The 24382-nt window shown below is 73.7% G+C and carries 22 protein-coding genes and 3 pseudogenes; 10 read left to right on the plus strand and 15 right to left on the minus strand.

Going from position 1 to position 24382, the window contains the following annotated elements; translation table 11 throughout:
- Together ABT300_RS26600 and ABT300_RS26605 are read right to left on the minus strand one after the other, a co-directional pair.
- A partial coding sequence (locus ABT300_RS26600) for a hypothetical protein (RefSeq protein ID WP_351680465.1) occupies positions 1 to 232 on the minus strand: 232 nt, incomplete at its 3' end.
- Positions 220 to 585 carry a nuclear transport factor 2 family protein gene (locus ABT300_RS26605; RefSeq protein ID WP_057577438.1) on the minus strand — a complete coding sequence of 122 codons (366 nt, stop codon included), beginning with the start codon at positions 583 to 585 and terminating at the stop codon, positions 220 to 222. The genes ABT300_RS26605 and ABT300_RS26600, both read right to left, overlap by 13 nt.
- 168 nt (positions 586 to 753) lie before the next feature.
- On the opposite strand from ABT300_RS26605, the gene ABT300_RS26610 reads away from it, so the two are divergent.
- Entirely contained in the window at positions 754 to 1053 is a 300-nt protein-coding gene (locus ABT300_RS26610; protein WP_351680514.1) for a hypothetical protein, read from the plus strand.
- Between the two features lie 71 nt (positions 1054 to 1124).
- Here ABT300_RS26610 and ABT300_RS26615 read toward each other — a convergent pair.
- A pseudogene (locus tag ABT300_RS26615) lies at positions 1125 to 1777 on the minus strand (ABC transporter transmembrane domain-containing protein); the annotation flags it as partial.
- A gap of 181 nt (positions 1778 to 1958) precedes the next feature.
- On the opposite strand from ABT300_RS26615, the gene ABT300_RS26620 reads away from it, so the two are divergent.
- From ABT300_RS26620 to ABT300_RS26630, 3 genes are read left to right on the plus strand one after another with little or no spacing between them, the layout of a single operon-like run.
- A complete protein-coding gene (locus ABT300_RS26620) occupies positions 1959 to 3044 on the plus strand; it encodes an S-(hydroxymethyl)mycothiol dehydrogenase (protein ID WP_351680467.1) in 1086 nt (361 codons plus the stop codon).
- On the plus strand, positions 3044 to 3673 hold the full coding sequence (locus tag ABT300_RS26625; RefSeq protein ID WP_351680470.1) for an MBL fold metallo-hydrolase: 630 nt from the start codon (positions 3044 to 3046) through the stop codon (positions 3671 to 3673). The genes ABT300_RS26620 and ABT300_RS26625 overlap by 1 nt, the downstream gene beginning before the upstream one ends.
- 48 nt (positions 3674 to 3721) lie before the next feature.
- Positions 3722 to 4096: a DUF4180 domain-containing protein gene (locus ABT300_RS26630; RefSeq protein ID WP_351680473.1), complete on the plus strand. Its 375-nt coding sequence runs from the start codon at positions 3722 to 3724 to the stop codon at positions 4094 to 4096.
- A gap of 61 nt (positions 4097 to 4157) precedes the next feature.
- On the opposite strand, the gene ABT300_RS26635 is transcribed toward ABT300_RS26630, so the two are convergent.
- A complete protein-coding gene (locus ABT300_RS26635; protein ID WP_351680475.1) occupies positions 4158 to 4745 on the minus strand; it encodes a hypothetical protein in 588 nt (195 codons plus the stop codon).
- A gap of 183 nt (positions 4746 to 4928) precedes the next feature.
- On the opposite strand from ABT300_RS26635, the gene ABT300_RS26640 reads away from it, so the two are divergent.
- Both ABT300_RS26640 and ABT300_RS26645 read left to right on the plus strand, forming a co-directional pair.
- Entirely contained in the window at positions 4929 to 5624 is a 696-nt protein-coding gene (locus ABT300_RS26640; RefSeq protein ID WP_351680478.1) for a L,D-transpeptidase family protein, read from the plus strand.
- Between the two features lie 192 nt (positions 5625 to 5816).
- On the plus strand, positions 5817 to 5987 hold the full coding sequence (locus tag ABT300_RS26645; RefSeq protein WP_107445596.1) for a hypothetical protein: 171 nt from the start codon (positions 5817 to 5819) through the stop codon (positions 5985 to 5987).
- 193 nt (positions 5988 to 6180) lie between these two features.
- Here the strand turns inward: ABT300_RS26645 and ABT300_RS26650 are convergent, their stop codons facing one another.
- Both ABT300_RS26650 and ABT300_RS26655 read right to left on the minus strand, forming a co-directional pair.
- Complete coding sequence (locus ABT300_RS26650) at positions 6181 to 7578, minus strand: S1 family peptidase (RefSeq protein WP_351680481.1); 1398 nt, start codon at positions 7576 to 7578, stop codon at positions 6181 to 6183.
- Between the two features lie 109 nt (positions 7579 to 7687).
- Positions 7688 to 8719, minus strand: a complete 1032-nt coding sequence (locus tag ABT300_RS26655) for a hypothetical protein (RefSeq protein WP_351680484.1) — start codon at positions 8717 to 8719, stop codon at positions 7688 to 7690.
- A 39-nt stretch (positions 8720 to 8758) separates the two neighbouring features.
- On the opposite strand from ABT300_RS26655, the gene ABT300_RS26660 reads away from it, so the two are divergent.
- Both ABT300_RS26660 and ABT300_RS26665 read left to right on the plus strand, forming a co-directional pair.
- Entirely contained in the window at positions 8759 to 9937 is a 1179-nt protein-coding gene (locus tag ABT300_RS26660; RefSeq protein WP_351680487.1) for a MalY/PatB family protein, read from the plus strand.
- 37 nt (positions 9938 to 9974) lie between these two features.
- On the plus strand, positions 9975 to 10355 hold the full coding sequence (locus ABT300_RS26665) for a PPOX class F420-dependent oxidoreductase (RefSeq protein ID WP_351680490.1): 381 nt from the start codon (positions 9975 to 9977) through the stop codon (positions 10353 to 10355).
- 56 nt (positions 10356 to 10411) lie between these two features.
- Here ABT300_RS26665 and ABT300_RS26670 read toward each other — a convergent pair.
- From ABT300_RS26670 to ABT300_RS26685, 4 genes and pseudogenes are all read right to left on the minus strand, one after another.
- A pseudogene (locus ABT300_RS26670) lies at positions 10412 to 13193 on the minus strand (alpha/beta hydrolase).
- Between the two features lie 182 nt (positions 13194 to 13375).
- Positions 13376 to 13789 (minus strand): Zn-ribbon domain-containing OB-fold protein, encoded by a 414-nt coding sequence (locus ABT300_RS26675; RefSeq protein WP_351680493.1) that lies wholly within the window; start codon positions 13787 to 13789, stop codon positions 13376 to 13378.
- 135 nt (positions 13790 to 13924) lie between these two features.
- A complete protein-coding gene (locus ABT300_RS26680) occupies positions 13925 to 14668 on the minus strand; it encodes a TetR family transcriptional regulator (protein ID WP_502977999.1) in 744 nt (247 codons plus the stop codon).
- A 117-nt stretch (positions 14669 to 14785) separates the two neighbouring features.
- The gene (locus ABT300_RS26685) at positions 14786 to 15634 is read right to left on the minus strand and encodes a bifunctional methylenetetrahydrofolate dehydrogenase/methenyltetrahydrofolate cyclohydrolase (RefSeq protein WP_351680498.1); all 849 of its coding nucleotides are present in this window, start codon (positions 15632 to 15634) and stop codon (positions 14786 to 14788) included.
- A 172-nt stretch (positions 15635 to 15806) separates the two neighbouring features.
- On the opposite strand from ABT300_RS26685, the gene ABT300_RS26690 reads away from it, so the two are divergent.
- Positions 15807 to 16634 (plus strand): ATP-grasp domain-containing protein, encoded by an 828-nt coding sequence (locus ABT300_RS26690; protein ID WP_351680501.1) that lies wholly within the window; start codon positions 15807 to 15809, stop codon positions 16632 to 16634.
- A gap of 114 nt (positions 16635 to 16748) precedes the next feature.
- Positions 16749 to 17480, plus strand: a complete 732-nt coding sequence (locus ABT300_RS26695) for a peptidoglycan-binding domain-containing protein (RefSeq protein WP_351680504.1) — start codon at positions 16749 to 16751, stop codon at positions 17478 to 17480.
- Between the two features lie 51 nt (positions 17481 to 17531).
- On the opposite strand, the gene ABT300_RS26700 is transcribed toward ABT300_RS26695, so the two are convergent.
- From ABT300_RS26700 to ABT300_RS26720, 5 genes and pseudogenes are all read right to left on the minus strand, one after another.
- Entirely contained in the window at positions 17532 to 19871 is a 2340-nt protein-coding gene (locus tag ABT300_RS26700; RefSeq protein ID WP_351680517.1) for a SpoIIE family protein phosphatase, read from the minus strand.
- A 148-nt stretch (positions 19872 to 20019) separates the two neighbouring features.
- On the minus strand, positions 20020 to 20400 hold the full coding sequence (locus ABT300_RS26705; RefSeq protein WP_351680506.1) for a hypothetical protein: 381 nt from the start codon (positions 20398 to 20400) through the stop codon (positions 20020 to 20022).
- A 305-nt stretch (positions 20401 to 20705) separates the two neighbouring features.
- The gene (locus ABT300_RS26710) at positions 20706 to 21650 is read right to left on the minus strand and encodes a MurR/RpiR family transcriptional regulator (protein WP_351680509.1); all 945 of its coding nucleotides are present in this window, start codon (positions 21648 to 21650) and stop codon (positions 20706 to 20708) included.
- Positions 21651 to 22002: 352 nt separating this feature from the next.
- Positions 22003 to 23922 carry a phosphatase PAP2 family protein gene (locus ABT300_RS26715; RefSeq protein ID WP_351680511.1) on the minus strand — a complete coding sequence of 640 codons (1920 nt, stop codon included), beginning with the start codon at positions 23920 to 23922 and terminating at the stop codon, positions 22003 to 22005.
- 192 nt (positions 23923 to 24114) lie between these two features.
- A pseudogene (locus ABT300_RS26720) lies at positions 24115 to 24382 on the minus strand (ATPase); the annotation flags it as partial.

The raw sequence follows: 24382 nt of genomic DNA on the forward strand, positions 1-24382 counted from the left end.
GGCCGTGACGCCGGCGGGCCGTGGCGGGCGCCGGAGAGAGCGGACGCCGGCGGGCCGATCTCAGCGCCCTGCGCACCAGGAGGACCGTCGCACGCCGGCCGACCGCGAGGACCGGCTCCGACAGCGCCGGCCGGGACGCCCGTGACCGCCCCAGGCCGGCCCGGACCGAGAAGGTCCAGGTCAACCGGGAGGTGACCTGGACCCCGGCGGTCTTCCTCCCTACTCGTCCCATGCCTGGATCATCGTCTGCTCGACGATCTTGCCGTCGCGCAGGGTGATCATCGACTCGGCGAGTACGCGCACGCCGTCCGGGTACCGGCAGGACTCGCTGTAGGCGGCGCGGTCGCCCTGGACGATGCACTCCTCCAGCTTGTGGGTCATGTCCCGGCTGTAGACGTCGTCGAGCAACTGGGCGATCTCGTCCCGGCCGTGCAGCACCCGGGGCTTGCTCGGCTGGGTGTTGTGGTCGACGAGCCGCAGTTCCGCGTCGTCGGCGTAGAGCGACAGAAGTGTCGCCGCGGTCTGTCCTTCAATGCCCTGGCGCAGCGCCTCGGTGTCGAAGGCGGAGCCTGCAGCGGTGCCCATGGTGACCTCCTCGGAGGGCAGCGGCCGAGGGGAGAGGCGCCGCCGGGCCCTCACCTTCGAGGCTCCTCCGCCGAGCCCGGCTCGGCAAGCGCAGCGGCGGGCTCGCCCTGTCGGGTGAGGGCGGCCGCCCGCCCGTGTCCGCCGGGCGGTCACGGCGTTGCTGAAAGCATGATCTCCACTCGACGCATCGCCGCCCTCGCCGCCCTCGCCGCCGGGCTCACGGGCCTCGCGGCGCCCATGGCGAACGCGGCCGACGCCCCGACGGACGGCCGGATCAACCCGCTGACCGCGCTGGACTCGCTCGCGACCTCCCAGATCCCGGCCGAGCACCGCTCCGAACTCCCGCCCGTCTCCCGGCAGCTGGGCGAAGTCAAGAAGGCGGCGCAGCTCCAGCAGCTGAGCGAGCTGCACCAGATCACCGACCTCGCCGCCCCCGTCACCGGGCTGCTGCCCGGGATCCAGGTCTGAGTCCCTTCCTCCTCTTCTCCCCGCAGGGGCCGTCCGGACGACCGGGCGGCCCCTGCGGGCGTGCACGGCCTGCCGGCGGCCTTCGCGGTGCGCAGCGCGCCGAGGACCCGCTCCAGGGACGCCCCCATCACGCCCACCGCGTCCTGCGCCCGGCGGCTGGCCCGGTGGATGCGGGGCACGATCACACCGAGGACCGTGCCCGCGCCCAGGATCACGGTCAGCGTGACGCCCAGCAGCACCGGGTCCACCAGGCCCGTCATCACGACCGTGGCGACCAGCGTGAGCCCGCCGGCGCCGAGGCCCACCAGCGAATCGGCGGTGACCTCCCGCAGCAGGGTCGTGTCCGAGGTGATGCGGGCCATCAGGTCGCCGGGCTCGCTGCGGTCCACGGCCGTGACGCGCAGCCGCAGCCGATACGAGGACAACGCCCGCCGCGCCCCGAGCACCACCGACTCCGCCGTGCGCTGCAGAACGTACGAACCCAGCGCGCCCACCACGGAGTTGGCGACGACCAGAGCCGTCAGAGCGAGCAACGCGCCCGATATCGCGCGGTCGTGGCCGAGATCGTCGATCAGTCCCCGTGCCACCAGCGGCAGCAGCAGTCCGGTGGCGCCGGTGACGAGAGCGCCGCCCCCGCGAGCAGGGCCCGGCGATGCCGGCGCACGTAGTCGAGCAGCAGGCGCCACGTGGGCCGGTCGTCGTCGGCCGCCTGGGCGGTGGTCAGGGGACTCTTCGAGGCTCGGTGGGTACCCACCGGCTACGACGGCCGGCCGGGCGGACCGCCGGGAAAGGGCGTCTTCAGGACGCCGACGCGGCCCGCCGACGCCGGCCTCGGCGCCCGTCGCCGATCAGTCGAGCGTAGGGTCGGCACAGGGACGGACGACCGCCGAGGAAAGGGCAGCGCCATGCCGCAGGAAGTACGCGCAGTGATCGCACCGGGCCGGGACGAACCGGTGCGGGTGGAGACGATCGTGATCCCGGATCCGGGCCCGGGTGAGGCGGTGGTGCAGATCCAGGCCTGCGGGGTGTGTCACACCGATCTGCACTACAAGCAGGGCGGCATCAACGACGAGTTCCCGTTCCTGCTCGGGCACGAGGCGGCGGGCGTGGTCGAGGCGGTCGGCGACGGCGTCACGGACGTCGCGCCCGGCGACTTCGTGATCCTGAACTGGCGGGCGGTGTGCGGCCAGTGCCGGGCCTGCCTGCGCGGCAGGCCGTGGTACTGCTTCGACACGCACAACGCCAAGCAGCGGATGACCCTGCTGGACGGCACAGAGCTGTCGCCGGCCCTCGGGATCGGCGCCTTCGCGGAGAAGACGCTGGTCGCGGCCGGCCAGTGCACCAAGGTGGACTCCTCGGTGTCGGCGTCCGTGGCCGGGCTGCTCGGATGCGGGGTGATGGCGGGCATCGGCGCCGCGATCAACACCGGCAACGTCGGGCGCGGCGACAGCGTGGCCGTCATCGGCTGCGGCGGGGTCGGCGACGCGGCCGTCGCCGGGTCGCGGCTGGCCGGCGCGGCGAAGATCATCGCCGTGGACATCGACGACCGCAAGCTGGCCAAGGCCCGCGAGATGGGCGCCACGCACACCGTGAACTCCAAGGAGACCGACCCCGTCGAGGCGATCCGGGAGCTGACCGGCGGCTTCGGCGCCGACGTCGTCATCGAGGCGGTCGGCCGCCCGGAGACGTACCGTCAGGCCTTCTACGCCCGCGACCTGGCCGGCGCCGTCGTCCTCGTCGGCGTCCCCACCCCCGAGATGAAGCTCGAACTCCCGCTGCTGGACGTGTTCGGCCGCGGCGGGACGCTGAAGTCGTCCTGGTACGGCGACTGTCTGCCCTCGCGTGACTTCCCGATGCTGATCGACCTGCATCTGCAGGGCCGCCTGGACCTCGGGGCGTTCGTCACCGAGACCATCGGGCTGGACGAGGTGGAGAAGGCGTTCGAGCGGATGCACCACGGAGACGTCCTGCGTTCGGTGGTGGTGCTGTGATGGCCGCGCGCATCGAACGCCTCGTCACCTCCGGCCAGTTCAGCCTCGACGGCGGCACCTGGGACGTCGACAACAACGTGTGGATCGTCGGCGACGACCACGAGGCGATCGTCATCGACGCCGCGCACGACGCCGACGCGATCCTCGCCGCCCTCGGCGGGCGACGGCTGACCGGCATCGTGTGCACCCACGCCCACAACGACCACGTCTCGGCCGCGCCCGCCCTCGCCGACGCCACCGGCGCCACGATCTGGCTGCACCCCGACGACCTGCCGCTGTGGAAGCTCACCCACCCGGACCGCGAGCCCGACGCCCACCTGACCGACGGCCAGGTCATCGAGGCCGCCGGCGCCGACCTCACCGTGCTGCACACCCCCGGGCACGCCCCCGGCGCCGTCTGCCTCCACGAGCCCGCTCTGGGCGTGCTGTTCACCGGCGACACCCTCTTCCAGGGCGGGCCCGGCGCCACCGGTCGCTCCTACTCGCACTTCCCGACGATCATCGCCTCCATCAGGGACCGGCTGCTCGCCCTCCCGCCCGAGACGAAGGTGCTGACCGGGCACGGCGACGCGACCACCATCGGCGCCGAGGCGCCCCACCTCGAGGAGTGGATCGCCCGGGGTCACTGACGGGAAAAGAGCGGCGCCGCCGCGCCGGGCGGCCGTAGTCTCACGGGCATGACCGCCACTCTCCTGACCCTGCACGGCACCCGCGTCCTGCGGTGCGCCCCCGACGGCCCGCCGCTCGACGGGGAGCGCGCCGCACTCGACCTGATCGGCGACGCGTTCGGCCAGGACGCCCAGCTCGTGGCCGTGCCCGCGGAACGGATCGGGGAGGACTTCTTCCGGCTGCGGTCCGGGGTCGCCGGCGAGGTCGTGCAGAAGTTCGTGAACTACCGGATACGGCTGGCCGTCGTCGGGGACGTCTCCCGGCAGCTCGCCGAGAGCTCCGCGCTGCGGGACTTCGTCCGGGAGGCGAACCGCGGCGGCCAGCTGTGGTTCGTCGCGGACGACGGCGCACTGGACGACCGGCTCAACCCGGCCGCCGGGTGAGCCCGACTACCGGGGGAGCTCGGCTGTCGTGTGAGCCCGGCCGTCGGCCGCCGCTGGGCGTTCACGCCGAGGGCGACGGCGGAGACGGCGGCAGGGGCGGCGGCAGCGGCGGCGACGCCAGTGGCGGCGCCATCGTCGGCCAGCGCGCCGGGTGGCCCGGCGGCAGGTCGAGGTCCTCGCGCACGGCCGCGTAGTAGCCCTCGCGGCCGGCGCGCTGCCGCTCCAGCAGCGCCTGCCAGGCCTGCGGGTCGTGCGTCCCCTCCCGCAGGAAGCGCTCCATGTCCATCACCACGGTCACCCATGTCCGCGCCCGCTCCACCACACCGTGGCTGCCCAGCATGACCAGCGCCTCCCCGGCCGGGTCACGTCCGTCGGTGGCCTGCGCCAGCTGCGGCGCGGCCTCCTGCGGGGACAGCGGATAGGGGTGCGGGTCGTTGCCCTGGTGCGAGGCGACGCGGTACATCAGGTTGACCGACTTCTTCACCGCCCGCGCGTACTCGGCGTACACCGTCAGCCGTCGTTCCTCCCACCGCGCCGACCGCTCGCGCGCGAACCTGGCCCGGTCGCTGCGCACCAGGGCGAGATACGAGCCGAGAGCGCCGACGACGACGCCCAGAAGGGCGGGAAGTTGCTGGAGGAACGCGGACATATCCGCACGAGTACCTTCCTGATGACGCGGTGCAGCTCAAGGGGCCGTCAGATCATTTCACTTCACCTGACGGTCCGGAAGTTCACTGTTTCGTCACAGACCGGTGCGTACCACAACCACTGCCCCCACCGACCGGTCTACGTTGACGAAACCGCGAGAACAGTGTCAGGGAGAGGGCAGGTCATGGGGGACATACGCAGACGAGGAGCGGTCGCGCTCGGCATCACCGGGCTGGTCGCGCCGTTGACGCTCGCGTTGGGCGCGGCGCCGGCCCAGGCCGCGAGCTGCACGACGTCGGCAGGGCCGTACCAGAAGCAGGTGGAGAAGTTCCTCGGCCGGCCCGTCGACGGCAGGCAGTCGAGCGCCGACTGCTCGGCCATCCGCGCGTTCCAGAACAAGCACGGCATCACGCCGAACATCGGCTACGCGGGGCCCGTCACCTGGGGCGTGATGGATCTCATGAACAAGCAGAAGGCCGTGGGCAACAAGCCCAACAAGGCGGGCACGTGCCCGACCAACAAGGGCCGCATCGCCTGCGTCAACCTCACCCTCCAGATCAGCTGGATCCAGGACGGCAGCAGGCTGGTCTACGGGCCGGTTCCCGTCCGCACCGGCCGCGACGGCTACGAGACCCGCACAGGTCTGAAGAAGATCTACTGGCGGCACATCGACCACGTGTCGACCATCTACAACGTGCCCATGCCCTACAGCCAGTTCTTCGACGGCGGCCAGGCCTTCCACTCGGTCGGCGTCAGCATGTGGAACCCGCCGGGCTCGCACGGCTGCGTCAACATGACGAGCACGACCGCCAAGAAGTACTGGTCGCTGCTGAAGAACGGCGACGACGTCTTCGTGTACGGGCGCAAGCCGGGCACGTGAGCCATGAGTCGTGAGTCGTGAGCCGCGTCGCCTGTCGGGGCGCGGCCGCGGATCCCGTCGCCGGGCTCAGCGCAGGGCTGAACTGCGCCGTGGAGGTTGACAGACGGACGTGATCAGTAACACGTCCGTTATGTCCGGTTCATTCGTGATGACTCACGCGGCCTTCACCTCGGAAGCCGTAAGATTCACACCATGTCCACCACTGTTGGAACCCTCTCCGAGCGATCGGCCGCAGAGGTCAACGAGGAGATCAGGGCCCTGTGGCTCCGGTCCGGCGGGACACTGAGCGTCGAGCAGCGTGAGGAATACCAGCGGCTCGTCCTGGAGTGGGCCGCCGCACCGCAGCCCGTCGAAGCGGCCTGACCGCCTCCCCGCCGCGGGGCCGTCCTTCATCGGCGCCCGGCACCCCCGCACCCGCCGAGTCCGTCCGCGCCCCTCACCCGACGGCCTCGCCCGCACTTCACGATCCCCTCGCCCCCGGCCCACGGACCTCGTCCGAGCCGGGGGCGTTCCTGTACGGGCCGGACCGGGTCCCTCTGCCGGCCGCCCGGCCGGGTCATCCCCAGGTCGCCGAGTAGTACCGCTGGTACGCCTTGCGGTCCTGTTCGGCGCGGATGTACCGGGTCGCGACCAGAGCGACCATGCTGCCCGCCAGGACCAGCAGACCGGGGCCGATGTTCTTCGGATCGGTCAGCCGCGAGGCGAGGGTCGCGCTCTGGCCGACTCCGGTCACCGGGGCGGTCGAGCCCGGCGAGGCCCCTCCCGGGGCGATCGCCGCCTGGGTGTTGGACGCGGTCGGCGCGGGCTCGTTGGACGAGGCGGACCCGCCGCCCTGGGCGTTGGCGGACGGGGCCGACACGATCAGCTGGACGCCCAGCTGGGCCAGCGCGTTGTCCACGGGCTGGAAGAACGTCGTGCCGCCGGTCTTGCAGTCGCCGCTGCCGCCCGAGGTGATGCCGAGGGCGATCCCCTCGGAGAACATCGGGCCGCCGCTGTCGCCCGGTTCGGCGCACACGTTCGTCTCGATGAGCCCGCCGACCGTGCCCTCCGGATAGTTCACCGTCGCGTCCAGGCCGGTCACCTCTCCGTCGCGCAGCCCGCTGGTGCTGCCGCTGCGGAAGACCCGCTGGCCCACGGCCGCGTCGCCGGTGCCCGTGATCCGCACCCCGTTGCCGTTGCCGATGGCGACCACGTCGGCGCTCGGCCCGGCCTTGCCGCTCGCGTACTGCACCAGCGAGAAGTCGCTGCCGGGGAAGTTGGAGTTGACCGTCTGGCCCACCTGCTGCTTGGCCTGGTTGTCGGCGAACCAGGTCGACCCGGTGGGACCGCAGTGCCCGGCGGTGAGGATGAAGTCGCTGGTCCCGTTCGTCACGTTGAAGCCGGCCGAACAACGCCCGCCGGTCGACAGGATGGGCTGCGCCCCGTTGATCCGGGTGGTGAACTTGCCGGTGGTGCGCTCCATGCGCACGAAGCTGCCGATGCCGCCCGCCGTCTGCGTCAGCTTCGACCAGTCCGAGGACGACACGGTGCTGTCGCCCTGCACGACGATCTGGTTGGACCGGTAGTCCGTCACCCACGCCGTGCCGGCCACTCGCGGAGCCGAACGCAGCGCCGTCGTGGCCGACTTGAGCTCGTTCATGCTGTGCGACACGACCTTGGCGACGGCCCCCGCCGCCCGCACGGCCTCGGCCGTCTGCTCGTCGGTGACGCCGACGACCGGTCGGCCCTCGGAGTCGAGCCAGGTGCCCGCGGTGCGCGCGGCGCCGAACTTCTCGACGAGCGCCGCCCCCGGGTTCGTGACGACCGATTCCGCCGCGCTGCGCGGAACCGCCGCCGCGCCGGGCGGCTCGCTCGCCATGGCGGCCTGCGTGACCATGGCTCCGCCCAGGAGAAGTCCGCCGACCGCCGCCAGCCGTGTCACTCGCCGGACGGTCCGTCGTCGTACGTGCCTCATGCCTGGCTCCCGAAACCCTGAACGCGCGGACTCAACACCGCGGGGCCCTCCGGTCCTTGAGCACCCTCATCTCCATACGAGCGAAAGCCCGGGAGCGTTCAGCGCCCGCCTACGAAAGCCCCTGTACGCGAGAGTCGACCCGGCCGGACGGCTCCCCCGACGCCCGCTCCGGCCCCAGCCGCACCCAGCTTCGTTCGTCGCCCCATACGGCTGTCGGGCCGGTGTAGGGGCGCAGGAGTGTGGAGAGTGCCGGGTCGCCGCGCTCGTTGAGCTCGTCCGAGGCGATGCGGCGGGCGATGCCGGCAAGGAAGTCGGCGAGCTGGACCCGGGCGTCGGACCGTGAGACGACCAGCCGGAGCCCCGCGAGCCGGATGCCGCGCCGCCGGGCCTCGTCCTCGATCCACGTGATCCGCTCCGGGGTGAGCATGTTCTGGCGGTCGTGCGCGAGCCGGACCGGACGTCCGCCGGCACTCCAGTGGGCCGCGGTGTGCAGGATCGAGGGGAGCAGCGGATTGAGCACCGGGGCGAGCACGAACGGGCCGTCCTGGATGGCGGCGCGGTAGGAGAGGGCGCGCGGGCGTTCCTCCGCGATCCGCCCGAGGACGTCCGCCGCCGTCGTCCCCGGATACCGGCGGCGCAGGACGTCCACCACGTGGAAGAAGCGCGGCACGGGCGCGCCCGGCACATCGTCGTGGCGCACCCACAGCAGCTGGTTCGCCGCCTCCAGGAAGCCCGCCCATTCCTCCCCGGTGAAGGTCCGCCGCCCGTCCCCGAACAGGGACACGGCCGCACCGGGATCGCCCAGCAGCAGGTCGACGGCCCGGTCCACGATGTAGAAGGGCTTCTCCACCAGGTGCACATGGGCCCGTCCGTGCAGCGGGCCCGACGGCGAGAGCAGCCATTCCAGCACGGCCCGGTGTTTCTCCCGGAGCAGATGGTTCGCCTTGTACTCCTCCGCGGGCGAACGGATCCGGTCGCGGATCTCCAGTACGTGCCCGGCGGCGGATTCGGCCGACAGCAGCACACTGGCATGGGCGAACACGTCCGTGTTGCCGCCGGTGAGGTTCTCGCCGTCCGAGCCCGACTCGTCGCAGGCGATCTCCCTGATGCCCGCGGCGTCCGCCGCGACTGTCCTGTTCACGTGATCCCAGGTCACACCACGGCCCCCTATCTTGTGCCCATGACCAGCATCCCGCACGAGACGCCGGGTGAACCGAATCCGCTGAACGCCCTCACCCTCGATTCGCTGCGCCGTCGCACCAGCGTGAAGTGGCGCACCCACCCCGCCGACGTCCTGCCGATGTGGGTCGCCGAGATGGACGTGCCGCTCGCCGAGCCGGTCGTCCGCGCGGTGACGCGGGCCCTCGCTCTCGGCGACACCGGCTATTCGGCGGGAACGGCCTACGCGCAGGCGCTGGCCGGGTTCGCCGGCAAGCGCTGGGGCTGGCACGACCTCGCGGTCGAGCGGACGGCGATGGTGCCCGACGTGATGCTGGGCGTCGTCGAGATGCTGAAGCTGGTGACCGCCCCCGGCGACGCCGTGGTGGTCAACCCGCCGGTGTATCCGCCGTTCTTCGCGTTCGTCGAGCACATGGACCGGCGCATCGCCGAGGCGCCCCTCGGTGTGGACGGCCGGCTCGACCTCGACGTGCTGGAGGCGGCCTACCGCGGGGCAGTCGCGGACGGCGGGCGGGCCGCCCACCTGCTGTGCAACCCGCACAACCCGACCGGCACCGTGCACACGGCCCGGGAACTGGCCGCCGTGGCCGCGCTCGCCGACCGGTACGGCGTACGGGTGGTCGCCGACGAGATCCACGCACCGCTCGCCGCTCCGGACGGCGGCTTCGTGCCCTATCTCGCCGTCCCGGGCGCGGGGCGCGGTCTGTCGCTGATGTCGGCCTCCAAGGGCTGGAACCTGGCCGGACTCAAGGCGGCCCTCGCGATCGCGGGCCCCGACGCGGCGGCCGACCTCGCCCGGCTGCCCGAGGAGGTCGGTCACGGGGCGAGCCATGTCGCCGTCCTCGCGCACACCGCAGCCCTGTGCGAGGGCACGGCCTGGCTGGACGCGCTGCTCGCCGGTCTCGACGACAACCGCCGCCTGCTCACCGCCCTCCTCGCCGAGCACCTGCCCGGCGTCGCGTACCGGCCGGGTGAGGCGACCTATCTGGCCTGGCTCGACTGCCGGGCCCTGGGCCTCGGGGACGATCCCGCCGCGGTCTTCCTGGAGCGGGGCCGGGTGGCGTTCACCCCCGGACCGGACTTCGGCACGGGCGGATCCGGGCATGTACGGCTCAATCTGGCCACCTCGCCGCAGATCCTCGCCGAGGGAGTGCGGCGTATGGCCTGCGCCGTCCGCTGAGGGAGTGCGAGAGGTTCCGGGCGCCTAGACTGCGGCCATGAACGACGAGTCGCTCGACCGGCTGGCGGCGGGGAAGTACCTGCTGATCACCAGCTACCGCAAGAACGGGACGCCGGTCGCCACCCCCGTGTGGGTGGTGCGCGACGGCGACGCGCTCGGGGCCTGGTCGGCCGCCGACGCCTGGAAGGTGAAGCGCATCAGGGCGCGCGGAGACGTCCTGGTCGGCCCCTGCGACGTGCGGGGCAACCCGACCGGCGACCAGATCCCGGCCACCGCCGAGATCTGCGACGCGCAGACCACCGCCCGCTACCGCGCGCTGCTCGCCCGCAAGTACGGCGTCCTCGGCCGGCTCACCCTGCTGGGCAGCCGGCTGCGCAGAGGGCTGGACGGCACGGTGGGCATCCGCATCACGCTGTGAGCGCCGGAGGGGGCCGGACCGCGGACGGTCCGGTCCCCTCCGGACGTCGGGGCACGCTACGGCGCGTCCACGACCGTTCCGGTCGAACTCGGGGCGTCCGGCATCGGCCCGCTCCAGCCGTCGCTCAGCGTGAAGCGCACCGACTCCGCGGGTTCGGTCAGTTCGTCCTTCACCGTCGGAATGCCGAACTCGGCGGTCGTGGCCCCGGCCGGGAAGTCCGGTCCCGTGTACATGTCCACCTGGGACAGGGGGAGTTCGGGGTCGGGCTCCTGGCCCGAGACGTCGGCGAGCCACTGCGGGTCGACGTCCTTGGTGGACAGCTCGGCCCCGTCGGTGACCGGCGTCAGCCGCAGCAGGTACGACAGCGGCACCTCGGCGGCCCGGGAGAGCGACGCCTGCCAGGTCAGCGTCTCGCCCTCGGTCGCCCGCACGACGGGCGCCAGGGTAACCCGCGGCGCCGGGTCGTCGTTGTGCGCGGTGACCCCGCCCCGGTAGGAGCCGACGACCGCGCCCCGCACGGCCTTCACGAGAAGGTCCTGCCCCTCGTCGTTGCCGAAGAGCGTGTCCCCTTTCACCTCGACGGAGAGGTCGACCGGGTCGGCGCCGGGCCGGACCGCGAGCACCTTCTCCGTCGCCAGGCCGCTCTCGGCGTCGACGACGTAGAAGCGGGCCGTGCCGGCGCCGTGTCCGGAGACCTGGACCGGCACCCGGTAGGTGCGGGCGCCGGAGTCGCCCTCCTCGACCGTGAGCCGGCCGATGTCGACGCGCGGCAGCGCCGCAGCCCGCACCGCCGGGGTGCCGGGCGCCCAGCCCCAGGCGTCCATGAACCAGGCCGCGCCGGGCCCCGAACGCGGCGTCAGCTCAAGGGACGTGACGTGCCGGAGGTCGACCTTTGCGTGTGCGGCTGCGGTCAGCGGGAGCCGCAGCTCGCGGGCCCAGTAGGAGGAGGTGCGGTCGGAGCCGGGCAGTCCGTCGACCCGGACCCGGCCGAGCGTCGCTCGCCGGCCTGCGGAGTCGGCGACGCTCACGTCGAGTTCCGTGCCTGTCGTGTTGGGCGGCACGAACACGCGCAGGGCCAGGCTCCGGGCGCCCGACAGGGAGACGGGGGCGGCGGAGGCGATCTTCGTGGGGGAGCCCGGCGCCGACCACTTCAGCGCGACCGCGCTCTTGCCGGAGTCCTTCGGCAGATCCCACCACCCGAAGTGCGGGGACATCCCCACGGCGTCCTCGCCCAGACAGGCCTGCGCCGGATCGGGGTCGGCCCGGCAGATCCGGCCGCCGGTCACCGAGACCCCGCCGTCGGGCACGAAGCCGCCCGTGCGACGGCCGCCCACGGCGTGCGTGAGAACGCGGGCGGGGTCGGCGGACGGAGCGCGCCTGCCGGAGCCGTCGAGCAGCGGGCGCACCCGGTCGTCGCCCGCGACGAAGAGCCGGGCCGCGGCGGCGATGTAGGAGGCGCCGGCCCGGTGCTGCTGGTCGGCGGTCAGCCGGGTCGGCGCGCCGGTGGAGCACACCGGGTCGCGCGGCCCGTCCCCGGGATCGTCCGCGAAGTCGTCCGAGGACGGCGCCTCGGAGGTTCCCGGCGTCCATTCGCTGTTGAAGAAGTTGTGGTTGGCGCCGACGACGTAGACCGCGCTGTGCAGGGCGGCGCCCGTGCTGATGCCGCGCGTCCCGTCGAGGTACGTCTCGCCTTCGAGGTCGGCGACGTCCCCGTCGCAGCCGGGCAGGATCGTCGCGGAGGGGACGTCGGCCACCGGATTCTGGCCGAAGATCGTCGGTCCGACGAGGACGGTCCCGCGGATCTTCCAGCGGACCTTGCCGCGGTAGCCCTCCTGGGCGGCCGGCGGCGGGTAGAGGCTGTCCATGGCGGCCCTGTTGACGCCCTCGCCGCCGCGCGAGTGACCGACGAGGAGGACCCTGGACAGGTCGGCCTTCGCAGCGCCGGGCACGCCGGCCGGGGCGTCGCCCGGGTGGGCGGCCCAGTCCGCCCACCGGGCGAGGTGCTGACGCACCAGTGAGGAGCGCGCCTGTGCGCCGCCGTCCTCGGCCTGCCAGTCCTGTCCGTTGACGCCGTTGGCGGAGACGGAGACGGTGACATAGCCCTGGGACGCCAGCAGTCGCTGGTCCTTCAGGTAGCCCCGGTAGCTGGGGATCTCCTTCGTGCCGGCCGGGCAGGGCCATGCGCCGCTCACGTCGTCCTCGACGCCCGGCGTGTAACAGGTGCCGTGGCGGCCGTGCAGGAACAGCGCGAGCGGCCGCTTGCCGGCGGCCCCGGCCGGCGCGACCACGACGGCCCGCATCTCGACCGGCTCGGCGTACCCCGGGAACCGCACCGGGTCCAGGCGGTACTCGCCGGTGACCGTGCGGTACGAGCCCGGCCTGCCCGGGTCGACGGAGTTCGCAGGCAGGGGCGCGGCGGCCGGGGGCCGGCGCGTCGCGGACGAACCGCGCCTGCCGACGGGGGAGTCGACGGCGGGCGCGTCCAGGCGGCGGCCGCTCGCGAGGGCCCGCAGGTCCTTCAGCGGGGTGTCGCCGGACGCGCCGAGCGGGAGCCGGAAGGTGCGGCCGTCCCCGGCCTGCTTCGGCACGCCGAGCAGCCGGCCCCCGGCGTGGAACTCCACGCGCGTCGCCGATGGGCACGGGCCGGGGCGAGCGCCAGACCAGCTCGCGTGCGGCGCCCTTGCCGGCGACCTGCCACCCCGGGGGCAGCTCGCGGTCGGCGGACGCGGTGGGGGGTCTCGTCTCGGAAGGCTGTCGGGCCAGTGCCAGTCCCGGTGTTCCCGCCAGGGCCGCGAGCGCGGCCACGGCGGTGACGCCTATTCGCCGGGCACGGATCAAGGTCCACTCCTCAGGTCCGGAGCGCGGGAGCCCCGTCCGTCCCGGGAGCTCCTCGCGTCACGGAGGAAGCGAAACCTGATCTGTGGGTTGCCTGTGCGGGCGGACACCGCCCCGGGAGCGAACGAATCCGGTCACGCGGGACCGGGGTGACGTGCGGCGCTCGGCGCCAGGAGCGGTGCGGTTCAGTGCCAGGAGCGGAACGGCTCGTCGAGCATCTGGAAGACGGGCTCCCCGCGCACCGGGTCCTCGGCCGTGGCCAGCCGGACGCGGGCTCCGCTGTGGATGCCGATGAGCGGGCCCATGACCCGGCCGCGCACGACGAACCCCTCGGCCATCTCGACCAGCGACACATTGCGCGCGGCCGGGGTGTTGCGGTGCACGACCGTGGCGTGGCGGACCGTGCCGACGCCCTCGCTGCGCTCGGTGCGCAGGTCGCTGCCCTGGCACACCGGACACAGCAGGCGGTGGTACATGGTGGTGGCGCACCAGGTGCAGCGCTGGAAGTGGATCGTGTCACCGTCGGCGCGCGGGCGGTCGAGGACGCCCGCGGCGGAGCGGACTGTCTGCTGTACGGCGGTTCCTGAGTGGTGGTACACGCGGGTCAACTCCCTGCACTCGGCCGGAAACCACGTGCGCGGTTCACCCGTGCACGCACGTGCCCGGTCGACCGTGCCGCCGTGCACGGCCACAGCGTATGGCACTCAGTGTCACAGGTAAAGGCACTGCGTACCCTAATCTCCCGGCGTCGGGTTCGGCTCGAGCGCCGTCTCGATCTCCCGCACCACACGCCACAGAGGCGTTCCGCGCCGGGCGACCACCACCACGACGTCCTCCGGGCGTTCGGCGGCGGGTGACGTCACGGCGGCCCACGCGGGACCGGCGGCGGGGACGGTCGACGCGGGACCGGGACCGGGGGCCGGGGGAGCGCCGAACGCCGTCTGCACGAACCCGAGGGCGTGGTCCACGGTCGCGGTCGCGTCGCCGCGGCCGTCCGAACGCAGCCAGGAGCGCAGGGCGTTGTTGTGCGCGGCCACCACCGCGGCCGCGATGACGTCGGCGTGCAGGGCGCCCTGCGGCCGGCCGGCGAAGCGGCCGCGCAGGTAGTCGGCGAGGGCCCGCTCGTAACGCCACACCACGGACAGCTCGTACGCGCGCAGCCCGGGGACCCGCTTGGTGAGCCGGTAGCGCTGCACGGAGAAGGAGGGGTTCTCCGCGTACATCAGCAGGACGAGCCGGGCGGCGTCGCACACGCGCCGCACGGGCTCGTGCCGCTCGCCGCTCGCCGCGAGGAAGGCCGTCATGTCGGCCAGGCACCGCTCGTGGTCGGGGAAGACCACGTCCTCCTTGGAGGGGAAGTAACGGAAGAAGGAACGCCGTCCGACCCCCGCGAGCGCCACGATGTCGTCGACCGTGGTCTGTTCGTAACCGCGCTCCAGGAACAGCCGGAAGGCCGCCGCGACCAGGGCGTCCCGCATGGGCGGCTTGGCCTGCGCCTTGTCAGTCGCGCTCATGGACGGGAACGTAACACCCCGACCGCACCGATGGCACTCGGTTCCCTCGTACGGGGAACCGAGTGCCGGGCCGGCGTCGGGTCAGAGCCGCTCCGCCGCCTCGACCACGTTGGTGAGCAGCATCGCCCGCGTCATCGGTCCGACCCCGCCGATCGGCGGCGCGAACGAGCCGGCGACGTCGCTCACGTCGGGGTGGACGTCGCCGAGGATGCCCTCGACCGTGCGCGTGAGACCCACGGACAGCACGGTGGCGCCCGGCTTGATCCAGTCGGGGCGGACCATGTGGGCCACTCCGGCGGCCGCCACCACGACGTCGGCCTCGCGGGCGTGCGCGGCCGTGTCCTGCGTGGCCTCGTGGCACAGGGTCACGGTGGCGTGCTCGGTGGCGCGGGTCAGCATCAGTCCCAGCGGCCGGCCCACGGTGACGCCGCAGCCGATCACGCAGAACTGCTGCCCCGTGATCGCCACGTGGTTGCGGCGCAGCAGGTCGATGATGCCGCGCGGGGTGCAGGGCAGCGGGCCCGGGATGCCCAGCACCAGGCGGCCGAGGTTGGTCGGGTGCAGGCCGTCGGCGTCCTTGACCGGGTCGATCAGCTCCAGCACCGCGTGGGTGTCGATGTGGGCGGGGAGCGGGAGCTGCACGATGAACCCGGTGCACGCCGGATCGGCGTTCAGCCGGAGCACTGCGGCCTCCACGTCGGCCTGGGAGGCGTCGGCGGGCAGCTCCACCCGGATCGAGGCGATGCCGACCTGGGCGCAGTCACGGTGCTTGCCGCCGACGTAGGAACGGCTGCCCGCGTCGTCGCCGACGAGGATCGTGCCCAGCCCGGGGGTGACACCGCGTTCCTTCAACGCCTGTACGCGCAGGGCGAGTTCGGTCTTGATGTCGGCTGCGGCGGCCTTGCCGTCGAGAAGTGTTGCGGTGGTCACGGGATCGGCGAGCCCTTCAGGAGACAAGAACGACGGTCCTGTCATCGTACGACCCGTTCGTCCGCCGCCGCCCACGAGTCCCGCCCGTCGCAGCCGTACCGCCAGGTAGGCCGCGCTCTGGCTGACGTAATCTCTTGCGCACCGCTTCGCCGCCCCAGGGGAGACCTCGCACATGCCCGCCGCCCGCCCCCGTCTCCTCTACGTCACCGACCTCGCCTACCCGGCCCGGGGGCGCCGCTACGGCGACGAGGACGTCTTCCTCTCCTCCCGCCTGCGCGCGGACTTCGATCTCGCCCTGTGCCATCCGCTGGACGCGTCGGCGCTGATGCCCGCCTTCGACGGCGTCGTCGTCCGCAACAGCGGACCGGTCCTGGGCTACCGGGCCCCGTACGAGGCTTTCCGCGAGCGCGCGCTGCGCGACGGCGTGCGCGTCTACAACCCGCTCACCGGCCGCGCCGACATGGCGGGCAAGCAGTATCTCCTCGACCTCAGCGCCGAGGGCTTCCCGGTGATCCCCACCGTCGACCGCGCCGAGGACCTGCACCGGCTGCCCGAGGCCGAGCGGTACGTCGTCAAGCCCAGGCTCGGCGCCGATTCGGCAGGCCTGCGGGTCGTCGCGCCGGACGCCCTGCCCGCCGTCGCCGACGGCTCGCTCCTCCTGCAGCCATGCGTCGACTTCGTCCACGAGGTCTCCTTCTACTACGTCGACCACGACTTCCAGTACGCCCTGTACGCCCCGCACCCCGACCGCCGCTGGGAGCTCGAGCCGTACCGGCCCACCGTGCGGGACCTGGAGTTCGCCCACCGCTTCGTCGACTGGAACGGCCTCGCGCACGGCATCCAGCGCGTGGACGCCTGCCGCACCCGGGAGGGCGAGCTGCTGCTGATGGAGCTGGAGGACCTCAACCCCTACCTCTCCCTGGACGCCCTCGACGAGGACGCGCGCGATGCCTTCGTCGCCGCGACGACCCGCTCCCTGCGCCACTTCTTCGCGCAGTAGTCCGCCCTCCTCGCGCGGCGGCCCGCTCGGCGGTCCTCGCCGGGCGGGGCTGCGGTGAACCGGGCGGCCCGCCCGCCCGTATCCCTCCCGGGGGACCCACGGGAGGGAGACCAGGTGCCGACACCGGAGGAACCCGGACAGCCGCACGACCGTCAGGTCCTGGAGCCGATCCGGGTCCTGCGGCCGCGCAACACCGACGCCCTCGCGGAGCTGTTCCGCGAGATGACCGAGGACGCCGCCGACGACTACGAGGCCGTTCCGCTGCCGACGGGGGCGCCGGGCGGCGGGGCCGCGACCCGGAAGCTGCCCCCGGCGCCGGCCGTCGGCGCGCGAGCCGGGCGCGCCCGCGGGCCGGACCCCAGGCGCGCCGCCCGGCCGGCCCCCGGACGCGGCCCCGCCCGCGCCGGCCGGCCCGCGCCCCGACGGGCCGACGGACCGCCCCGCGTCGCGATCGCCGCCGTCGCCGTGCTCGCGGCCGCGCTCGTCGGCTTCGCCGGCGCGCTGCTGCTGCCCGGCCGCGAGGGTGGAGCCGCCGCGGCGGCGCAACCGCCCGCGTCCGCCCCCGCGCCGACCGCCGCCGCGAGCGCGTCCGCCGACCCCGACGGCGCGGGCACCCTGCGGGAGGGCGACAGCGGCCCCGCGGTGACCGAGCTCCAGCAGCGACTGCGGAGGATCCCGAACGTCTACGACGGCGGCTCCACCGACGGCCGCTACGGCAGCGTGCTCACCGAGGCCGTGGCCCGTTTCCAGCTCTGGTACGGCATCCGCGGCGACGAGACGGGCGTGTACGGGGACGACACCCGCCGCGATCTGGAGTCGCGGACCGGGTCGGGCGCCGCTGGATGACCGGGCTGCGGAGGGGATGTGCCGGGCGGGGCGGGAAGCGGCCGGTCCTGCCTACCGCTCGCCGTCCCGCGGCAGCCTGATGTCGAGGACGCACACGTCGTCGCGGCCGTCCGGTTCCAGCACCGCGCCGAGCAGCTGCTCCAGCGGCGCCGGGCCGGCCGGGCCGCGGCGGGCGGCGGCCCGGGCGAGCCGCTGCAGGCCCTGGTCGATGCTCTCCGTGGGGCGTTCGACCAGCCCGTCGGTGTACAGCAGCAGCCGGTCGCCGGGTTCGAGGAGGACCTCCGTCTCCTCGTAGCGCGGCGCGTCCGTCGCACCGAGGAGCATCCCGTAGGGGCGCTCGAGGAAGCGGGCCTCGCCCGCGCGCAGCAGCAGCGGCGGGGGGTGGCCGGCCTGCGCCCAGACGAGCCGGTGCTCGCGCGGGTCGTAGCGGGCCAGCACCATGGTCGCCGAGCCGTGCGGATCGCGGGAGTGCAGCAGCAGCGCGTTGAGCCTGCTGAGCGCCCCGGTCAGCGACGACCCTGTGATGATCATGCCCTTGGCGGTGAACCGCAGCAGCGCCATCGCGGCGACGGCGCCCAGGCCGTGCCCCGCCACGTCGCCGACCACGAACAGGGCGTCCCCGTCGGGCAGTTCGATGGCGCTGAACCAGTCGCCGCCGACGCTGAGATCCGACTGTGCGGGCAGGTACGCGATGTCCACCTGCAGTCCGGCCAGCCGGACGGGCTGCTTCGGCAGGGGGAGCAGCGCGTCCTGCAGACGGGCGGCGGCCGTGCGTTCGGCCTGCAGCACTCCGTGCTGGGTGAGCATCGCCCGCTCGCTGGCGAGGAGGGCGAGTTCGGCGCTGCGCTGCGCGGTGAGGTCCTGCAGGAAGCCGTGCACCTCGACGGGCGTGCCCTCCGCGTCGGGCACGGCCTCCGCGACCACCCGCAGATGGCGCACGCCGTCCCGGGTGACGTACCGGAACGGCACGTCGCACGGCTGCCCGTGGCGCACCAGCTCCCCGACGCAGCGGGCCAGCACCGGCACGTCCTCCGGCAGGGCGAGCCGCGGCAGACCCGGGAGCGGGACGACGCCCCGGGCGGGGTCGCGTTCGAGGATGGAGAAGACCTGGGAGGACCAGTTCCCCTCGCCCGTCACCAGGTTCCAGGTGACCCAGCCGAGGTTGCCCAGCCGCTGCACGTCCGCCAGCCGCTGCTCCTGCCGGTCGGAGGGGTCGTGCCGCACCCAGCTGACGACCAGTCCGTCGCCCAGCCGCGCCGCCCTCGCCGAGTAGGTGGACAGCTCGCTGAACCCGGCGACCATCTGCTGCAGGGCGAACGGCTCGCCCTCGAACGGCTCGTCGCCCGCCAGCGTCCGCAGACAGCCTTCCCACAGCGGCTGGCCGGCCATCTCCGGCCAGCACTCCAGGAAGCGCAGGCCGACCAGCTCGCGCCCGCTGCGGCCCCTGGCGTCGGAGGTCGTCCGGGTGGCGGCGTCGATGCGGAAGTCCTCGACGGACCCGGACCCCGACGCGGAACGCAGGGGCGCGAGGAGCACCGCGGAGACCGGCAGCTGGTCGAGCATCGTCTGCACGGCGTCCGCGGCGCCCGCGACGACGGCGGGCCGCCGGGTGTCGAAGGAGCGCAGCGGGCCCGCGCACAGCTGGGCGACGGCCAGCAGATGTTCGCGCACGCGCGGGGTGAAGGGGCCCTCACGGCGGCGCAGGATGCCCAGCGCCACGTCGGCCGACGCCCCGGTGACCACCGGCAGCCAGGCCCGGGTCGGCCAGCGCCGAGGAGGGTCGCCGATCATCAGATACCGCTGAGTGTCCTTGTCGAGGTCCTCCAGCCAGCACGGCCGTCCGGACTCCAGGGCGTCGCGTGCGGCGATCCCGCTGACCGGCGGCACCCGGCCCCACTGGTCGGCCAGCGTCTCGTCGATCCCGGCGTGCCCCACGAGGTCGAGGCCGCCGCCGGGCAGCCGCGCGTAGATCATGACGGCGTCGGCGCCCACGTCGGTGGCGAGGTGGTCCAGCAGCCGGCGGGCGAGTTCCTGTGAGCCGCCGACCCGGACGAGGGACCGGCTGAGCCGGCCGAGGGCCGCGGCGTCGATCTCGTCGGCGGCCGGCCGCGGCGCGTCCCGCCGCTCCTGGGCGTCGGCGGAGGGTGCGGCGCGCTCGGCGTGCGGTGGTGCGGCGAGAGCGCCGAGGGTGATCCAGCACTCCTCCAGCAGCGTCCGCCCCGCGGCCCGCGCCCGCCGGTGCAGCTCTTCCTGGGCGGCGTCGGGGGTGCTGCCGCGCTGTGCCATCAGGGCGCCCTTGGCCCGCTCCAGCACGGCCGCGGTGGCCGCGAGGTCCTGCAGCCGGTCCAGCTCGGCGCGCTGGCGGGCCACGACGCGGGTCAGCGCCGCCATGTCGGGGACGCCGCCGGACTCCACGGGCAGGGCGGGATCGCTCGTCACGTCTCGAGCATGGCACATGGGCGCGGACCGGATCGAGGTCTTGCGACAACGCTCCCGTCAGGTGCGCCGGCCTGCGCGGACGTGGGGCGCGGCGCCGCGTTCAGCGCCCGGCGCTGTGCTCCGCCAGGGCCTGGGTGACGGCGCGGACGCTGCGGGCGATGTGCTGAAGCTGCATGACCTCGGCCGCGTACATCTTGATGGTGTGCTCGATGACGGACTCCGCCAGTCCGAGCCGGGGGAGGTCGGCGCGAGCGGTCTGCAGCGCGGTGCGGGCGACCCGGACCTCGTTCTGGACCTGGATCTGCGCGTGACGGGCGAGCAGCACCGGGTGGCGCAGCAGGGCGGGGTAGCTGGCGTAGCGCGCGGGCACCAGTTCGCGCAGCCACTTGGCGGCCGAGCGCTCCCAGTCGTAACTGCCGGGCGTCTTGACCTGGCACGGCCAGTCCGAGCTGATGCGCGTCGTCGTCAGAGTCATGATCATCGCTTCCGGTATCGGCGTCGTGACGGTGGTCCGACGGTTCGTTGGCGGCCCCGGTCCAGGGGATGACCGGGGCCGCCTGGGGCGCTCGCGCAAGCGATGCCCCGGGCGCCCCGAGCGCCGACGTGGGTAGGGGACGGCGGTCTCCGGGTGCCCGTACAGGAGCCCTTCGCGGGGCGGGTGCGGCCGTGAGCAGTATTTATATATGCCGACGGGTTTGCAAGGCGTATGAAAACATTCATGCGTGAAATGCCCGTACTGATCCCATTGGTCTTTTATGCGGGAGGGGGTGGGCCTGGAGGAAACGGTCATTCCCGGAGGAAGAACTGGTGCTGCTCGGCGATCTGCTCGTATTCCTCTAGCCGTGCCTGGGTGCGCTCGGGGCCCGCGTCGGTCATGGCCTGGAGCAGGGCCGCGGCCATCACGCCCGGGGCGGCGTACGAGTCGAAGACCAGCCGGGAGCCGGTGCCGGTGGCGAAGGCGGCGTCGGCCTCGTCGGCCATCGGCCCCAGCGCGAGGTCGGTGATCAGCGCGACCTTGAGCCCGGCGCTGCGCGCGACCCGCAGGGCGGTCAGGGTCTCCTGCGCGTGCCGGGGCATGGAGAACGCCAGCACCCAGGTCCCGCCCGCCTCCCGGGACTGCAGCAGCGCGTCGTAGGCGACGCTGCCGCCCCGGGTCACCAGCCGTACGTCCGGGTGCACCCGGCGGGCGGCGTAGGCGAAGTACTCGGCCAGCGAGGCGGAGATGCGCAGCCCCAGGATGGTCAGCGGCGTCGACTGGGAGAGCTGCCGGCCGACGTCGATGACATGGTCGGGGTCGGCGAAGTCGCGCCGCAGGTTCTCCAGGTTCTCGATCTCCGCGTCGACCGCCGCCTGCAGTTCGTTGCTGCGGTTCACCTCCGCGGCCGGGCCGCCGGCCAGCGCGCCGAGGGCGATCGACTGGAGTCTCTCCCGCAGTGCGGGATACCCGCTGAAGCCCACCGCCGCGGCGAACCGGGTCACCGAGGGCTGACTGACGCCGACCCGGTCCGCGAGGTCGGTGATCGACAGGAACGCCGCCTCGGTGATGTGCTCGATCAGATACTGGGCGATACGCCGTTGTCCCGGGGAGAGCTGGGGCCCGTCGAAGAGCGCCCGCAGCCGGGAGGTCGGGGACGCCTCCGCCTCCGGTCCGGTCCTGCCCGAGGTGATCGCGGATGCCTGTGCGCGTGCCTGCTGCGGCGATGGCGCGGGTGCGCCTCCCTTGTCTTCCACGAAGCTCAACATAGCTCAGGGACCCGGCGGGCAAGGGCGGCCGGACGGCGGGCCAGGACCCCTCCCGCACCCTGGATGATCGCGGCTTACCGCAGGTACGCCCTACCCGGCGCCGACCCCCGCCTCAGGCCGCCCGGCGCCGACCCCCGCCTCAGGCCGCCGGCGCCGACCACCGCTCCGGCTCGGCGCCGACCGGGGCCCGAGACCGTCGCGGGCCGCCCGGATGCCGGACCGCGGGGCGACGCCGGTTGTCGGTGACGCCTGGCGAGGGGCGACGCCTGGTGTGGGGTGGCGGGAGCTGACGCGGGTTCGGCATCGGTCTGCCCCGGGTCGGCTCCCGCCGGGACGGGCGTTACCGCTTGAGCAGGCGCACCGACAGCCCGTGCGCCGTGTACACGGGCACGGCCCGCAGATGAGAGCAGTGCAGCTCGACGCGGTCGAACTGGCCGCGCACCGCCGACGCCGAGATCACCGGCACGGTCGTCCCCGCGGCCGGCGGCCGGTCGGCGTCGAGACGCAGCGACAGCACCGAGCCCCGCTCGAGCCGAACCCGCCCGGAGACCGTCAGCGCCGGACCGTGGTGCCCGCGCAGCGTCAGGTCGAGCACCGCGCCGGTCCCCTGGGCCCACGCGCCGCACACCCGCACCGGCTCGCCCGCGCGCAGCGTGCCGCCGGTCAGCCGCACGTCGCCCTGGCCGAGGGCGTTCGCGTGCCCGGCCACGAGCACGCCCGCCTCGACCGCGGTGCCGCCGTGGTAGCGGTTGTGCCCGGTCAGGGTGAGCGTGCCGGAGCCGCGCTTGGTGAGGCCGCCCTCGCCGGCGATGTCGTTGCGCCAGGCGTCGGCCGCCTGGAACCCGCCCTCGGCCGCGTCCAGGGTGACGGTGACGTCGCGCTCGAAGGCCCCGTAACCGTCCGCGGCCGCGAACAGGTTGAGCCGGCCCCACTGCTCGAAGCCGTCGAGCAGCACGTACCCGGACGGCAGCGCGGTCGTGCGCAGCACCTCCCGCCGCTGGGCCGCGGTGAGGTACGGCTGCCGGGTCTCCAGCAGCACCTCCGCGCCCTTGGGCACCGTCAGGGGCTCCTTGCGGCCCTCCCTGGTGAGGACGTAGGTGAGCCGGGGTGCGACGGCGCGGGCGTTGGCCTCGCGGTCGGCGTACTCGTCGGAGGCGTCGGAGTGCGCGTAGGCGAACAGGGTGTCGGCGGTCGTGCCGGTCTTCTCGGTGAAGTAGGCCAGCGCCTGGGCGCGGGCGGCCGCCTTCAGCTCGGCGTTGGCCGGGTCGGCGAGCGTGGCGGCGGCGAGCGCGGTGGCCATGATGCGGCCGCCGATGACGTCGACGGTGGAGTGCATGCCGGACATGATCCGGGTGTGGCTCAGCTGCAGGGCACGCGTCACCAGCTCCTGGAACCGCTCGGGCACGGCGTACGCGTACGCCAGCGACGCCAGGTGGAAGGCGTTGGTGTGGCCGCTCGGGAATCCGCCGTCGTCGGTCGGCGAGGCGCTGCGCTGGCGCAGCAGCTGCGGGACGACGACCACCTTCGAGTCGTAGACGGGGAAGCCGAGCGCGTCGGTCTTCCCGGTGTCGACGACCTCGCTGTTCTCGTTCATGCGCCACGGCCGCGGGTACTGGTAGGCGTACTTGCTCGGGTTGCCCGAGGCGTAGTTGCCGCGCACGGTGTCGACGAGCGTGGCGACCAGGCCGAGGTCGGAGTCGTGCGAACCGGCGCCGAGGGCCGAGCCGGCGGGCGCGTCGGCAGGCACCGCGTCGTCGATCTTGGCGGGCGGTATGCCGTCCGGCGCGCGGGTGATCGACGTGACGGCCTTGGCGCCCGCCTTGTACAGATCCGCCAGCGGTCCGAGGCCTGCGATCGTCGAGTAGCTCTGGTGCTGACGGTCGTAGAGGAAGGCCTCCCTGCCCTGGGCCTCGGTGCGGCTTCGGGTGAGCGCGATGCAGTAACGCATGTTGGCGCGCAGGACGTCGGGCCGCAGGGGCGTGCCCGTGTTCCATGCCGAGCCGGTCTTCCACACACGCGCGAAGCCGCCGAGGGCGCGGACCGCCGCGTTGGTCTCGGGCGTCAGGTTCGCCATGACGTTCGTCTTGTAGTCGTCGACGAACGGGAGCGGACCGGCGGCGGCCTTGGCGTCCGCGGCTGCGGCCGGCCAGGAGGCCAGCGTCGGGACGGCGACCAGGGCCACCGACCCGCCCACGGAGAACTGGAGGAAACGCCTTCTGTTCACGGCCGAGGGAGAGCTGGGCCCGGCGGGTGACGGCATGAATGTGCCTTCCTGGAGTGGCCTCGGCCGAGGGGCCGGAGGGAGGAGGTGCGCGTCGGCGGTCCGCGGGTCGTGCGACGATCCCGTGAGCCGGGTGACGCGTCTGAGCGAAGATCTACGGCCGGGTCGTGTCGCTTGCGCGAGAGCCCGGCGACCGGTGCGTGTCCTGTGGGTGAACGTGCCGGCGGCGGCTCACAGCAGTGAGCGCGCCAGCGCCACCGCGCCCTCGACCGGCGCCACGGTGAGCGGCCGCGGCCGCGCTCCCGGCACGGCGGTCTCGAGCGCGCCGGCGAACGCCTCGTACAGCGCGGGCTGTCCGAGCACCGTGCCGCCCGCCACGACAACGTCGTCGACCACGACGCCGCGCGCCGCCAGTCGTGCGACGAGGGCCGCGAGGTCCTCGCCGGCGCCGGCGATCACGGACCGGGCGAGGGCGGAGCCGTCGGCGGCGGCCGCGAAG

It is taken from the genome of Streptomyces sp. NPDC001027 (assembly GCF_040299045.1).
Classification (GTDB): domain Bacteria; phylum Actinomycetota; class Actinomycetes; order Streptomycetales; family Streptomycetaceae; genus Streptomyces.

Excerpts from the sequence above, each read along its gene's own strand:
- ABT300_RS26605 (WP_057577438.1), bottom strand. The coding sequence starts at position 585 with ATGGGCACCGCTGCAGGCTCCGCCTTCGACACCGAGGCGCTGCGCCAG.
- ABT300_RS26610 (WP_351680514.1), top strand. The coding sequence starts at position 754 with ATGATCTCCACTCGACGCATCGCCGCCCTCGCCGCCCTCGCCGCCGGG.
- ABT300_RS26620 (WP_351680467.1), top strand. The coding sequence starts at position 1,959 with ATGCCGCAGGAAGTACGCGCAGTGATCGCACCGGGCCGGGACGAACCG.
- ABT300_RS26625 (WP_351680470.1), top strand. The coding sequence starts at position 3,044 with ATGGCCGCGCGCATCGAACGCCTCGTCACCTCCGGCCAGTTCAGCCTC.
- ABT300_RS26630 (WP_351680473.1), top strand. The coding sequence starts at position 3,722 with ATGACCGCCACTCTCCTGACCCTGCACGGCACCCGCGTCCTGCGGTGC.
- ABT300_RS26635 (WP_351680475.1), bottom strand. The coding sequence starts at position 4,745 with ATGTCCGCGTTCCTCCAGCAACTTCCCGCCCTTCTGGGCGTCGTCGTC.
- ABT300_RS26640 (WP_351680478.1), top strand. The coding sequence starts at position 4,929 with ATGGGGGACATACGCAGACGAGGAGCGGTCGCGCTCGGCATCACCGGG.
- ABT300_RS26645 (WP_107445596.1), top strand. The coding sequence starts at position 5,817 with ATGTCCACCACTGTTGGAACCCTCTCCGAGCGATCGGCCGCAGAGGTC.
- ABT300_RS26650 (WP_351680481.1), bottom strand. The coding sequence starts at position 7,578 with ATGAGGCACGTACGACGACGGACCGTCCGGCGAGTGACACGGCTGGCG.
- ABT300_RS26660 (WP_351680487.1), top strand. The coding sequence starts at position 8,759 with ATGACCAGCATCCCGCACGAGACGCCGGGTGAACCGAATCCGCTGAAC.
- ABT300_RS26665 (WP_351680490.1), top strand. The coding sequence starts at position 9,975 with ATGAACGACGAGTCGCTCGACCGGCTGGCGGCGGGGAAGTACCTGCTG.
- ABT300_RS26680 (WP_502977999.1), bottom strand. The coding sequence starts at position 14,668 with ATGCGGGACGCCCTGGTCGCGGCGGCCTTCCGGCTGTTCCTGGAGCGC.
- ABT300_RS26690 (WP_351680501.1), top strand. The coding sequence starts at position 15,807 with ATGCCCGCCGCCCGCCCCCGTCTCCTCTACGTCACCGACCTCGCCTAC.
- ABT300_RS26700 (WP_351680517.1), bottom strand. The coding sequence starts at position 19,871 with ATGGCGGCGCTGACCCGCGTCGTGGCCCGCCAGCGCGCCGAGCTGGAC.
- ABT300_RS26705 (WP_351680506.1), bottom strand. The coding sequence starts at position 20,400 with ATGATCATGACTCTGACGACGACGCGCATCAGCTCGGACTGGCCGTGC.
- ABT300_RS26715 (WP_351680511.1), bottom strand. The coding sequence starts at position 23,922 with ATGCCGTCACCCGCCGGGCCCAGCTCTCCCTCGGCCGTGAACAGAAGG.